At 69.5% G+C, this 12,692-nt stretch carries 12 protein-coding genes and 1 pseudogene; 7 read left to right on the forward strand and 6 right to left on the reverse strand.

Features of this window, described 5'->3' with window-relative positions; all coding sequences use genetic code 11:
• Positions 1 to 21: 21 nt before the first annotated feature.
• Together IE308_RS24275 and IE308_RS24280 are read right to left on the reverse strand one after the other, a co-directional pair.
• A complete protein-coding gene (locus tag IE308_RS24275) occupies positions 22 to 846 on the reverse strand; it encodes an NshR family nosiheptide/thiostrepton resistance 23S rRNA methyltransferase (protein ID WP_190219550.1) in 825 nt (274 codons plus the stop codon).
• Positions 847 to 904: 58 nt separating this feature from the next.
• Complete coding sequence (locus tag IE308_RS24280; RefSeq protein WP_110629236.1) at positions 905 to 1,606, reverse strand: DUF5324 family protein; 702 nt, start codon at positions 1,604 to 1,606, stop codon at positions 905 to 907.
• A gap of 252 nt (positions 1,607 to 1,858) precedes the next feature.
• On the opposite strand from IE308_RS24280, the gene IE308_RS24285 reads away from it, so the two are divergent.
• Together IE308_RS24285 and IE308_RS24290 are read left to right on the forward strand one after the other, a co-directional pair.
• Positions 1,859 to 2,392: a peptidylprolyl isomerase gene (locus IE308_RS24285; RefSeq protein ID WP_190219551.1), complete on the forward strand. Its 534-nt coding sequence runs from the start codon at positions 1,859 to 1,861 to the stop codon at positions 2,390 to 2,392.
• Between the two features lie 105 nt (positions 2,393 to 2,497).
• Positions 2,498 to 3,385 (forward strand): rhomboid family intramembrane serine protease, encoded by an 888-nt coding sequence (locus tag IE308_RS24290; protein ID WP_190219552.1) that lies wholly within the window; start codon positions 2,498 to 2,500, stop codon positions 3,383 to 3,385.
• 247 nt (positions 3,386 to 3,632) lie between these two features.
• Here IE308_RS24290 and crgA read toward each other — a convergent pair whose 3' ends face one another.
• Complete coding sequence (crgA, locus tag IE308_RS24295) at positions 3,633 to 3,887, reverse strand: cell division protein CrgA (RefSeq protein WP_110629239.1); 255 nt, start codon at positions 3,885 to 3,887, stop codon at positions 3,633 to 3,635.
• A 122-nt stretch (positions 3,888 to 4,009) separates the two neighbouring features.
• Between crgA and IE308_RS24300 the strand changes: the two genes are divergently transcribed.
• From IE308_RS24300 to IE308_RS24320, 5 genes and pseudogenes are all read left to right on the forward strand, one after another.
• Positions 4,010 to 4,789, forward strand: a complete 780-nt coding sequence (locus IE308_RS24300) for a DUF881 domain-containing protein (RefSeq protein ID WP_110629240.1) — start codon at positions 4,010 to 4,012, stop codon at positions 4,787 to 4,789.
• Between the two features lie 68 nt (positions 4,790 to 4,857).
• Positions 4,858 to 5,054: pseudogene (locus IE308_RS24305) on the forward strand (hypothetical protein).
• The gene (locus IE308_RS24310) at positions 5,051 to 5,689 is read left to right on the forward strand and encodes an aminodeoxychorismate/anthranilate synthase component II (RefSeq protein ID WP_110629242.1); all 639 of its coding nucleotides are present in this window, start codon (positions 5,051 to 5,053) and stop codon (positions 5,687 to 5,689) included. The pseudogene IE308_RS24305 and the gene IE308_RS24310 overlap by 4 nt, the downstream one beginning before the upstream one ends.
• Positions 5,686 to 6,780 (forward strand): class E sortase, encoded by a 1,095-nt coding sequence (locus IE308_RS24315; RefSeq protein WP_190219553.1) that lies wholly within the window; start codon positions 5,686 to 5,688, stop codon positions 6,778 to 6,780. Before IE308_RS24310 ends, IE308_RS24315 begins: the two co-directional genes overlap by 4 nt.
• 12 nt (positions 6,781 to 6,792) lie before the next feature.
• On the forward strand, positions 6,793 to 7,539 hold the full coding sequence (locus IE308_RS24320) for a class E sortase (protein ID WP_229909027.1): 747 nt from the start codon (positions 6,793 to 6,795) through the stop codon (positions 7,537 to 7,539).
• A gap of 70 nt (positions 7,540 to 7,609) precedes the next feature.
• On the opposite strand, the gene pknB is transcribed toward IE308_RS24320, so the two are convergent.
• From pknB to IE308_RS24335, 3 genes are all read right to left on the reverse strand, one after another.
• Positions 7,610 to 9,595, reverse strand: a complete 1,986-nt coding sequence (gene pknB / locus IE308_RS24325; protein WP_190219554.1) for a Stk1 family PASTA domain-containing Ser/Thr kinase — start codon at positions 9,593 to 9,595, stop codon at positions 7,610 to 7,612.
• A 169-nt stretch (positions 9,596 to 9,764) separates the two neighbouring features.
• Positions 9,765 to 11,249, reverse strand: a complete 1,485-nt coding sequence (locus IE308_RS24330) for a peptidoglycan D,D-transpeptidase FtsI family protein (protein WP_110629246.1) — start codon at positions 11,247 to 11,249, stop codon at positions 9,765 to 9,767.
• Entirely contained in the window at positions 11,246 to 12,685 is a 1,440-nt protein-coding gene (locus tag IE308_RS24335; protein ID WP_110629247.1) for an FtsW/RodA/SpoVE family cell cycle protein, read from the reverse strand. Before IE308_RS24335 ends, IE308_RS24330 begins: the two co-directional genes overlap by 4 nt.
• Between the last annotated feature and the right edge of the window lie 7 nt (positions 12,686 to 12,692).

Consider the following 12,692-nt stretch of genomic DNA (forward strand, 5'->3'; position numbering starts at 1 on the left):
GGGGGACCCCGGGGGGTGTCCTCAGGCCTGTGCGGCGGCGCGCCGGACGGCGAAGTTGCGGGCCGAGCGCTCGTGCAGGGCGATGCCGACGGACACCGACACGTTCAGGGACTCCGTGGAGCTGAGCATCGGGATGGACACCGTGCCCGCCGACGCCTCCTGGAACAGGCCCGACGGGCCGCCCTTCTCGCTGCCGAAGACCAGCGCCATGCGGTCGGCGCGGTCCCCGAGGTCCTTCACCCCGAGGTCGCCGTCGGCGTCCAGCACCATCAGCGCGATGTCGTTGTCCCGCAGGAAGGAGACGGCCTCCTCGCGGTCGGCGAGGACGACGGGCAGGGAGAAGACGTAGCCGCGGCTCGCCCGCAGCAGCCGCCGGTCGGCGATGGTGGCGAGGTCGCTGTCGACCAGGACGATGCCCGCGGCGCCGAGCGCCAGCGAGGTCCGCACGATGGCGCCGATGTTGCCGACGATCTTCACACCGTCGAGGACGACGACGTCGCCGCCGCGCTCGGCGATGTCCGCCAGCCGGGCCGGCCGCGGCACGCGCGCGATGCCGAAGACCTTCGCCTTGCGCTCGGCCTTGAACAACTGGTTCACGATCGACACGTCGATCAGCCGGACCGGGATCTCCCGCTGCCGGCACAGGTCGAGCAGGGCGGGGTCGAGCGGCGTACCGCTGGAGCCGTACACCTCGATGAACTGCACACCGGCCCTGATGCACTCCATCAGCGGCTCGGTGTCCTCGATCAGCGTCGTCTTGATGCTGGCCCGCGAATGCTTCGTGACGTCGATGATTCTCTGCACCGCGGGGTCAGAGGCATTCGTGATGATGGCGGGCTCAGTCATGCGCGCAGTCTAGTGGCCGGGAGCCTGCGCCCCCGGCCACCAGAGCGGCGGTGCGGTGTCAGGCCTGGTCGTCGCGCTTGGCCGCCTCCTCGGCGGCCTCCTTGGCCTGGACCTCCGGGTCCAGTACGGCCTCGGCGCTGCCGTCGACCGAGGTCAGACGGCCCGACTCAGGCACTTCCGTGGCCTCCGGCGGCTCGACGAGCCAGTCCGGGTTGGCCTGCTTGTCCCACCACTTCCATGCGGCGAACGCCCCGCCCGCGACCAGACCCAGCACGGCCAGCATCCGCACGGCGCGGCCGGTCCTGGCCCGCCGTTCGTGCTTGCGGACCAGCTTCTGGATGTCCTCGGCGGTCACCTGGCCGCGCAGGGCGACCAGAGCGGCGGCGGCACGTGTGGCGGCCTCGTCACGGACGGGTCCGGCGGCGGCCACCGCCTGCTCGATCATCGGCCGGGAGTAGTCGGCGGCCTGCCGTGCGGCCTTGCGGGTGCGCAGGGCCGCCTCCTGTGCGGCGAGCTCCACCTTCGGCGGCACATGGGTGCGGGCCTGCTCCAGCCGGGGCGCGAGATGGGCGCCGTACTGGACGCGGGCCTGTTCGGCGGCCAGCGTCACCTTGGGCGCAAGCCGTACGCGTGCCTCGTGCGCGTAGTGCGCGGCCCTCTCCTTGGCCGTGTCGGCGTAGGGCGCCACCACTTCCGCGGCGTGCAGCACGCTGTCCTTCGCCGAACCGGTCGCGGCGCGCACGCTGTCGATGCGGGTCACGGGTTCCTCCTCCTCGGTGGCGTACGGTAATTCGACTTTCCACCCTTTTGCGGATCATGCCTGCACCGGAGCCGCGGGGCATGCGGGGAGGGGCATACGGGTGCAGACGGGTCATCAAGGTGCTTGTCGTCGACAATGCCACGGATCGGCCCCGCGCGCCCCCGTCCCGGGCCGACTCGTCCGCGCTTTCCGCCGACCGCACGACGGCGTGCGAGGATCGGGGGATCACAGGAGGACAACGGAAGGCACATCGTGGCCGAGCAGCTCTACGCCACTCTGAGGACCAACCACGGCGACATCCGGATCCGGCTCTTCCCGCACCACGCGCCCGCCACGGTCCGGAACTTCGTCGAGCTGGCGCAGGGGGAGCGGGAGTGGACCCACCCCGCGACCGGCGCGAAGACGACGGCTCCGCTGTACGACGGCACGGTCTTCCACCGGGTGATGAGCGGCTTCATGATCCAGGGCGGCGATCCGCTGGGCAACGGCACCGGCGATCCCGGCTACCAGTTCAAGGACGAGTTCCACCCCGACCTGCGCTTCGACCGGCCGTACCTGCTGGCCATGGCCAACGCCGGGCCGGGGACCAACGGCTCGCAGTTCTTCATCACCGTCGCTCCCACCGCCTGGCTGAACCGCAAGCACACCATCTTCGGCGAGGTCGCGGACGCGGCCGGGCGGAAGGTCGTGGACGCCATCGTCTCCGTCCCGACCAACCCACGCACCCACCGTCCGGTGGAGGACGTGGTGATCGAGTCGGTGGCCGTGGAGACCCGCGAGGGCTGACCCGGTCCGCCGGGGAACCATTTGCCCCGCTCGTCCGTAAGGACGGTGGGGTGCCTCCTCTTGCCGGACGGCGCCCCGTGACCACCGACGACCTGGGGGGATCTCATGGAGCAGGCTCCCGGCGGCAGCCGGCCGGAGGCGCGGACGCCGCCTACCTGCTACCGCCACCCGGACCGCGAGACGGGCATCCGCTGCACGCGCTGCGACCGCCCGATCTGCCCGGAGTGCATGGTGAACGCCTCGGTCGGCTTCCAGTGCCCGGACTGCGTGCGCGGCACCTCGGGCGGCGGCCCGTCCCCGGCGGCGGCGCGGCCGCGCACGATCGCGGGGGGCTCGGTGAGCGCGGATCCCCGCCTGGTCACCAAGGTCCTCATCGGGATCAACCTCGCCGTCTTCATCGCCGTGCAGGTCAGCAAGACGGTGCTGAACGACGTGGTGCTCATCGGCGCCTGGCCGCCTGCCCCGTTCCACCCCACCGAGGGGGTGGCCGGCGGGGAGTGGTGGCGGATGGTGACGAGCATGTTCGCCCACGAGGCCGTCTGGCACTTCGCCTTCAACATGCTCGGCCTGTGGTGGCTGGGCGGCCCGCTGGAGGCGGCGCTCGGCCGTGCCCGCTATCTCGCGCTGTACTTCACCTCGGGCCTGGCAGGCAGCGCGCTCACCTATCTGCTGGCCTCGCCCAGCTCGGCCACCCTCGGCGCCTCCGGCGCCATCTTCGGCCTCTTCGGCGCGACGGCCGTCCTCATGCGCCGCCTGAACTACGACATGCGGCCGATCATCGCGCTGCTGGTGATCAACCTGATCTTCACCTTCGGGTGGTCGATCATCGCCTGGCAGGCCCACATCGGTGGCCTGGTCGCCGGCGTGGTCGTGGGCTACGCGATGGTGCACGCCCCGCGTGATCGGCGCGCGCTGGTGCAGTACGGCACCTGTGCGCTGGTGCTCGCCGCGGTCGTTCTGGTCACCCTGTTGAGGACGGCCCAGCTCACCTGAGCGGCCCGTTGTCCACAGGCCGTGGCGAATCTTGTGCACAGCGTGCGGGAACAGGTGTGCCCCCTGCCGACGAGCCGCGTTTCCGCAGGTCAGGCAGGGGGCGAACAAGCTTTCGAGTGGGGCGCCCGATCGGTACTTCCGTCACACCGGCGTCAACCGCCGAGAGGTTATCCACAGATCGTCGTTCTTTTATCCCCATGGTGTGGACGGGATCTGTGGATAACTCAGCGCATACCCCTGGGCAGGGCTACTTCCACTGCGTGGAGACACCGAATCCGGCGGCGATGAAGCCGAAGCCGACCACGATGTTCCAGTTGTTCAGGCTGTCGATGGGCAGAGAGCCGTCGGTGACGTAGAAGACGACGATCCAGGCCAGACCGATCAGGAACATCGCCAGCATGACCGGGGCGACCCAGCCGCGGTTCTCCAGCTTGATCGCGGCCGCCTGCTTGGCCGGCGGCGGCGTGTAGTCGGCCTTCTTGCGGATACGTGACTTCGGCACGAGGGTCTCTCCTGTCGATGCGCTGCGTGGCCGCGCAGGGAACGGGGTCGGGGGACACTGAGCACTCCCCCGGGCGTCCGTTAGCGTAGTGCTTCCGTGGCGCCGAAGGAGATAAGGGTACGTTGAGCAATTCTGCCGACTCCCCCCAGCCGGGATCCAGTGCCGCCCACCGGGGCGGCTTCCGTCCCGTCCGCGTGCTCACGGTGGCCGTCTTCGCTCTCGCGGGCCTCCTTTTCTTCACCAGTTTCCAAACGGCCAAGGGCACCAATATCCGTACGGATACGTCCTTGTTGAAGCTTTCCGACCTCATCCAGGAGCGCAGCCGCAAGAACAAGGAACTGGACGACTCCAACGCCGTGCTCCGCGACGACGTCGAGGCCCTCGCCGGACGCGACAACGGCAGCACCAAGGCCGACGACGACCGGCTCACCGCCCTGGAGAAGAGCGCCGGCGCCCGGAAGCTCACCGGCGAGGCGATCACGGTCACCCTGAACGACGCCCCGCCGAACGCCACCGCCAAGCTGCCCGGCTACCCCGAGCCGCAACCCGACTACCTGGTCATCCACCAGCAGGACCTGCAGGCCGTGGTGAACGCGCTGTGGCAGGGCGGCGCCAAGGGCATCAAGGTCATGGACCAGCGGCTGATCTCCACCAGCGCCGTGCGCTGCGTCGGCAACACCCTGATCCTCCAGGGCCGCGTCTACTCGCCGCCGTACAAGATCCAGGCGGTCGGTGACCCGGACCGGCTCCAGCAGGCGCTCGCGGACTCCCCGGCGATCCAGAACTACATGGTGTACGTGAACGTGTACGGCCTCGGCTGGAAGGTCACCGAGGACGGCACCGTGACCCTGCCCGGCTACACCGGCACCCTGGACCTGCACTACGCCCAGCCCGTGCGGTGACACCCCACCCACCCTGTGGACACAGGCCAACGGAAGGCGCCGCGCCGTTAGTCTGGTGGCGGTACGGCGTGAGTGTGGTGCCGTGGGCTACGGAAGGGACGGCATGTACGGCTGGATCTGGCGGCATCTGCCGGGAAACGCCTGGATCAAGGCGCTGACCTCGATCGTGCTGGTCCTGGCCGTGGTCTACGTCCTGTTCCAGTACGTCTTCCCGTGGGCCGAACCGCTGCTTCCCTTCAACGATGTGACGGTGGACAACTCGTGAGCGCGCGCATCCTCGTCGTCGACAACTACGACAGCTTCGTCTTCAACCTGGTCCAGTACCTCTACCAGCTCGGGGCCGAGTGCGAGGTCCTGCGCAACGACGAGGTGTCGACGGCCCATGCCAACGACGGCTTCGACGGCGTCCTGCTCTCGCCCGGCCCCGGCAAGCCGGAGGAGGCGGGCGTCTGCATCGACATGGTCCGCCACTGCGCCGCCACCGGCGTCCCCGTCTTCGGCGTCTGCCTGGGCATGCAGTCGATGCAGGTGGCGTACGGCGGTGTGGTGGACCGCGCGCCGGAGCTGCTGCACGGCAAGACCTCGCTGGTCGAGCACGAGGGCCGGGGCGTCTTCGCCGGACTGCCCTCGCCCTTCACCGCGACCCGCTACCACTCCCTGGCCGCCGAGCCGCCGACCGTGCCCGCCGAGCTGGAGGTCACCGCCCGCACCCGCGACGGCATCATCATGGGCCTGCGCCACCGCGAACTCCCCGTGGAGGGCGTGCAGTTCCACCCCGAGTCGGTGCTCACCGAGCACGGGCACCGGATGCTGGCCAACTGGCTGGCCGAGTGCGGCGACGAGGGTGCCGTGGCGAGGTCTGCGGGGCTCGCCCCGGTGGTGGGCAGGGCCACGGCGTGACCGCGCTGCGCCCCGAGCGCGAGGACTCGTACGGCCCGACGCCGTACGAGCCCTACGGCACGACGTCGTACGGGGCGCAGGACGGGACGTACGGCGACGAGGCGTACGGGGACGGGACGTACCCGGACGAAGAGCACGGCGACGGGACGTACGACCCGTATGTGCCCCCCGCCGACGACGAGACGATGGCGCTGCGGGTGCCGCCGCCCCCCGGCAGCGGCTCCATAGCCGCCTCTGACGCCCCATCCGCCTCAGCGGCCACCGGAGTCACCCCCGGCGGCCGTGCGGCCCGCAGAAAGGCCGCCAAGCGCCGCCGCGGCCGTCACGGCGGCCCCGCCCAGGCCGACCCGCCGGCGGAGGAGAAGCCACCGGCCCCCCTCTCCCGGGTCGAGGCCCGCCGGCAGGCCCGGGCGCGCAAACCCGGCGCGGGGGTCGTCGTCAGCCGGGCCATCGGCGAGCTGTTCATCACGACCGGCGTGCTGATGCTGCTGTTCGTCACCTACCAGCTGTGGTGGACGAACGTGCGGGCCCACGCGCAGGCCGGCAAGGAGGCCAGCGACCTCCAGCAGGAGTGGGCGGACGGCCGGCGCAACCCGGGGGTGTTCGCGCCCGGGCAGGGCTTCGCCATCCTGTACATCCCCAAGCTCGACGTGGTGGTGCCCATCGCCGAGGGCGTCAGCAACAAGAAGGTCCTGGACAAGGGCATGGTCGGCCACTACGGCCAGGATCCGCTGAAGACCGCGATGCCCGGCGACAAGACCGGGAACTTCGGCCTGGCGGGCCACCGCAACACCCACGGCGAGCCGTTCCGCTACATCAACCGGCTCCAGCCCGGCGACGAGGTCGTCGTCGAGACCCAGGACACCTACTACGTCTACAAGACGACGTCGACGCTGCCGGTGACCTCGCCGAGCAACGTCTCCGTCCTCGACCCCGTCCCCAGGGGCTCCGGCTTCACCGCCCCCGGCCGCTACATCACCCTCACCACCTGCACGCCGGAGTTCACCAGCAAGTACCGGCTGATCGTCTGGGGCAAGATGGTCGAGGAACGGCCGCGCAGCAAGGGCAAGCCGGATGCGCTCGTCAGTTAAGGGCAGATAACAGTGGCAGCGACCGCAGAGGACACCGACACGTCCCCTCCCCCCTCCCCCCGGCGCCGCCGCGGCACCGGCCGGATCGCGATGACCGTCAGCGTCCTCGGTGAACTCCTCATCACGGCGGGCCTGGTGCTCGGCCTGTTCGTCGTCTACTCCCTGTGGTGGACGAACGTCATCGCCGACCGGGCGGCAAACCGGCAGGCCGACAAGGTCCGCGACCACTGGGCGCAGGGCGACGGCGGCACGGGCGGGCCGGGCGCCCTGGACACCAAGGACGGCATCGGCTTCCTGCACGTGCCCGCCATGAAAAACGGCGAGGTCCTGGTCGAGAAGGGCACCTCCACCAAGGTCCTCAACGACGGCGTGGCCGGCTACTACACCGACCCGGTCAAGGCCGTCCTGCCCACCTCGGGCAAGGAGGGCAACTTCTCCCTCGCCGCGCACCGCGACGGCCACGGCGCGAAGTTCCACAACATCGACAAGCTGAAGAAGGGCGACCCGATCGTCTTCGAGACGAAGGACAAGTGGTACGTCTACAAGGTCTACGCCGTCCTTCCCGAGACCTCGAAGTACAACGTGGACGTCCTCGCCCAGGTCCCGAAGGAGTCCGGCAAGAAGAAGCCGGGCCACTACATCACCCTGACGACCTGCACCCCGGTCTTCACGAGCCGCTACCGGTACGTGGTCTGGGGCGAACTGGTCCGCGTCGACCAGGTCGACAGCGAGCGCACCGAGCCGGCGGAACTGCGCTGAGCCGAGCACGACGGAGCCCCGGCATCCTTGGACTGGATGCCGGGGCTCGGTCGTGTGCGCGGGGCGCCGGTCAGCCGAAGAGGCCGCCGCCGTTGTCGCCGTTGTTGTTGCCGCCGCCCCCGCCGAAGTCGACGGTGGTCAGCGTGACCGTCTGGCTCGCCGGGTCGGCCGGCGTGCCGCCCTGCGGGTCCTGGTTGATCACGATCGCCTTGTCGTCCTGGCTGCCGAGCACGTTGATGTTGTTGAAGCCGGCGTCCTGGAGGGCCTTCCGGGCGTCCTTCAGCGGCTGGTTGCGGACCGTCGGGACGGGCGTCTGCTGCTGCTGGAACTTGCCGACCTTGATCTGGACCTCGGAGCCCTTCTTGACCTCCGTGCCCGGGGACGGGTCGGTGCCGATGACCTTGCCGTCCTGGTCCTGACTGGTGACCTGGGTCTCGACGCAGGTGCCGACGAGATCGTTGGCGACCATGCGGGCCTTGGCGTCGTCACAGGACAGGCCGTTGGAGACGTCCGGCACGGTCGTGGTGGCCGGGGCCACCGCCACCGTCAGGGTGATCTTCGAGCCCTTCTCCAGCTCGGTGTCGCCCTTGGGGTCCTGGTCGATGACGACACCGGGCGTCTGGTCGGACTCCTCGGACTTCTTCTCGACCTCGAAGCCCTTCTCCTCCAGCCGGGCCTTGGCCTTCTCGAAGGACAGCCCCTGGACGTCCGGCACGGGCAGCTTGGGAGCGCCCGTCGACACCGTGAGGGTGACCGTGTCGCCCTTCTTGACCTCCGTCTTGAAGGCGGGGTCCTGCTTGCAGACGTTGTTCAGGGGCTGGTTCTCGCAGGGCTCCTTCTTGATCGTCACCTTCAGGTCGGAGTTGACCGCCTGCTTCCGTGCGTCGTCCACGGTCAGGCCCACGAAATTCGGCACCGGCACGGTGTCGTTGCCCGCACCCCCGCCGCTGGTGATCCACTTGCCGATCAGCACCGCGCCGACGAGGACCAGGACCGCCGCCACGACCAGCAGGATCGTGGAGGCGTTGGACTTCTTCTGGCGGCGCCGGTCGGGGCGGTCGTCGTAGCCGTAGCCCCCGTCGTCGGGGTTCATCGGCGGCAGCATCGTCGTCGCCCCGGCGGCCGCGCCCGGCTCCGCGCGCAGGGCGGTCGTCGGCTGGTCGTCGGGGTAGCCGCCGTAGCCGACCGAGCCCATCGCCGCGGCCGCGCCGACCGGCTGCCCGTCGAGGCACGCCTCGATGTCGGCGCGCATCTCGTCGGCCGACTGGTAGCGGTAGTTGGGGTCCTTGACGAGGGCCTTCAGCACGATCGCGTCCATCTCGGGCGTGATCTCCGGGTCGAAGACCGAAGGCGCCTGAGGCTCCTCGCGCACGTGCTGGTAGGCGACCGCCACCGGCGAGTCGCCGACGAACGGCGGGCGCACCGTCAGCAGCTCGTACAGCAGACAGCCCGTGGAGTACAGGTCGGACCGCGCGTCCACCTGCTCGCCCTTGGCCTGCTCCGGGGAGAGGTACTGGGCGGTGCCGATGACCGCGGCCGTCTGGGTCATGGTCATGCCGGCGTCGCCCATGGCGCGGGCGATGCCGAAGTCCATCACCTTGACCTGGCCGGTGCGCGTCAGCATGACGTTGGCCGGCTTGATGTCGCGGTGGACGATGCCGTTGCGGTGCGCGTACTCCAGGCCCTGGAGGATGCCGATGGTCATCTCCATCGCGCGCTCGGGCAGCAGCTTGCGGCCGCTGTGCAGCAGCTCGCGCAGCGTGGAGCCGTCGACGTACTCCATGACGATGTACGGGATCGAGACCCCGTCGATGTAGTCCTCGCCCGTGTCGTAGACCGCGACGATCGCGGGATGGTTGAGCGAGGCGGCCGACTGGGCCTCCCGGCGGAACCGGGCCTGGAAGGACGGGTCGCGCGCGAGGTCCGCACGCAGGGTCTTCACCGCCACCTGGCGCCCGAGGCGGGTGTCATGCGCGAGGTAGACCTCCGCCATGCCACCACGGCCGAGCACCTGGCCCAGCTCGTACCGGCCGCCGAGGCGACGCGGCTCTTCCATAGCTTCCTACCAGCCCTCTCCGTCGGTCCCGGCCGACACGTGTGTGCGGCCGGAGGCTGCCGTCCGGGCATACCGTACCCGGCTCCGTTTGTGTGACCTGGCCAAGCCCGTCACCCGATACAGGACCGGTATCGCAACGTGCATCGATGTGGAGGTGACGTGAGCGGTCTCACTTCTTGGCGTTGATCACCGCCTGCATCACCTTCTTCGCGATCGGGGCCGCGAGACCGCCACCGGAGATGTCACCGCGGTTGGCGTTCTCGTCCTCGATCACGACCGCCACGGCCACCGGCGAGCTGCCGTCGGCCACCTTGGCGTAGGAGATGAACCAGGCGTAGGGGTTCTCGCTGTTGTCGACACCGTGCTGGGCGGTACCGGTCTTGCCGCCCACCGTGACGCCGTCGATCTGGGCCCTGGTGCCCGTGCCCTCCTTGACGACCGTCTCCATCATCGACTGCAGGATCTGCGCGTTCTTCGAGGACAGCGGCTGGCTCAGCTCCTGCGGCTCGGTCTGCGCGACGGTGTCGAGGTTCGACGACTGGAGCTTGTCGACCATGTACGGCTTCATCAGCTTGCCGTCGTTGGCGACCGCGGAGGCGACCATGGCCATCTGCAGCGGCGTCGCGGCGGTCTCGAACTGGCCGATGGAGCTGAGGGCGGTCTGCGGGCGGTCCATCTTCTCGGGGAAGACGGAGGCGCTGGAGCGCACCGGCGTGAACTGCTCGGCGTTGAAGCCGAACTTCTCCGCCTCGGCGATCATCTTGTCCTTGCCGAGGTCCGAGCCGATCTTGCCGAAGACCGTGTTGCAGGACACTCGCAGCGCCTCCCGCATGGTGGCGTTCTTGCAGGGGATGTTGCCCTCGTTCTTCAGCTCGGTCGTGGTGGTCGGCAGGGTCCACGGCAGCGGCGAGTCCGTCGCGGTGTCCGCGTCCGGGTAGAGGTTGTTCTCCAGCGCCGCGGCGGCCGTGACCACCTTGAACGTCGAGCCCGGCGGGTAGGTCTCGCGCAGCGCCCGGTTCAGCATCGGGTCGTCGGGGTTGTACTTCTTCTGCAGCTTCTTCCAGGCCTCGGCGTCGTCGTTGGAGTTCCCGGCGAACACCGACGGGTCGTACGACGGGTAGGAGGCCAGCGCCAGGATCTTGCCGGTCGACGGCTCAAGGGCGACGACAGCGCCCTTGGCGCCCCGGGCCTTCAGGCCGTTGTACGCGGCCTTCTGGGCGTCGGCGTTCAGGGTGGTGACGACGTTGCCGCCCTGCTTCTGCTTGCCGGTGACCATGTCGAGGGTGTTGCGGAAGAACAGCCGGTCGTCGTTGCCGGTGAGGATGCCGTCTTCCAGGTTCTCCAGCTGGTTGGCGCCGAAGGCCTGCGAGGCGTACCCGGTGACCGGCGCCCACATCGCGCCGTCCTTGTAGGTGCGCTTGAACTCCAGGTCGTTCAGGCCGGACTTGCTGGTCTTGGCGGACCCGGTGACCGGGTCGCCGTCGACGACGATGTCGCCGCGCGGGGTGGAGTAGCGGGCGATCGTGACACGGCGGTTGTTGTCGTCCGTCGCCAGGGAGTCGGACTTGACGTACTGCAGCCAGTTGTCCCGCAGGAGCAGGGTCAGGACCAGCAGGCCGCAGAAGATCGCGATCCGGCGCAGGGGCTTGTTCATGACGGGCGGACCACCTGGGTCATCTCGGCGTCGGGGTTGGTGGCGGGGGCGGGGGCCGGGCGGCGCGCGGTGTCGCTGATCCGGATCAGGATGCCGACCAGGGCCCAGTTGGCGATGACGGAGGAACCGCCGTACGCCAGGAAGGGCATCGTCATACCGGTGAGCGGGATGAGGCCCATCACACCGCCGGCGACGACGAACACCTGCAGCGCGAAGGCGCCCGACAGGCCGATGGCCAGCAGCTTGCCGAAGGGGTCGCGGGCGGCGAGGGCGGTGCGCACGCCGCGCTCCACGATCAGCCCGTAGATCAGCAGGATCGCCATGATCCCGGCGAGGCCCAGCTCCTCGCCGAAGGTGGCGAGGATGAAGTCGGAGTTGGCGGCGAACCGGATCAGGTCGGAGTGGCCCTGGCCGAGGCCGGTGCCCAGGGTGCCGCCGGAGCCGAACGCCCACAGCGCCTGCATGGCCTGCTCGGAGTGGCCGGGGATGCCCTGCCGGGAGAGCGTGTACTCCTTCATCGGGTCGAGCCAGGCGTCCACGCGCTGCTGGATGTGCGGCTCGAAGGAGGCCACGCCGACGGCGCCGGCGGCGGACATCAGCAGACCGAAGACGATCCAGCTGGTCCGCTCGGTGGCGACGTACAGCATGATCACGAACATGCCGAAGAACAGCAGCGAGGTGCCGAGGTCGGTCTCGAAGACCAGGATGAGGATCGAGATCGCCCAGACGACCAGGATCGGGCCGAGGTCACGGCCGCGCGGCAGGTACAGCCCCATGAAGCGGCGGCTGGCGAGCGCGAGCGCATCCCGCTTCACCATCAGGTAGCCGGCGAAGAAGATCGCCAGGACGATCTTGGCGAACTCACCGGGCTGGATGGAGAAACCGGCGACGGAGATCCAGATCTTGGCGCCGTAGATGTTCTGGCCGAGGCCCGGCACGAGCGGCAGCAGCAGCAGGAACAGCGCGCCCACCATGGAGATGTAGGTGTAGCGCTGCAGGACCCGGTGGTCCTTGAGGAAGATCAGCACGGCGATGAACAGGGCGATGCCCATCGCGGTGTACATCAGCTGCCGGGGCGCCGCAGTGCCCGCCTGCTTGATCGACTGCAGCAGCTTGGACTGGTCGAGGCGCCAGATGACGACGAGCCCGAGCCCGTTGAGCAGCGTGGCCAGCGGCAGCAGCAGCGGGTCCGCGTACGGCGCGAACTTGCGGACGACGAGATGGCCGACGCCGGCCAGCAGACCGAGGCCGAGGCCGTAGGCCAGCAGCCCGGAGGGCACCTCGTCGTTGATGGCGAGCCCGACGTTGGCGTAGGCGAAGACCGGGATGGCGACGGCGAACACCAGCAGCGCGAGCTCGGTGTTGCGCCGGCTCGGCGTGCCGATCGAGCCGATCGTGGACGTGTGGTGCGTCGGCGAGTTGGTGGTACTGCTCATCGTGTGA

This window comes from Streptomyces griseosporeus, assembly GCF_014656055.1.
Taxonomy (GTDB): domain Bacteria; phylum Actinomycetota; class Actinomycetes; order Streptomycetales; family Streptomycetaceae; genus Streptomyces; species Streptomyces griseosporeus.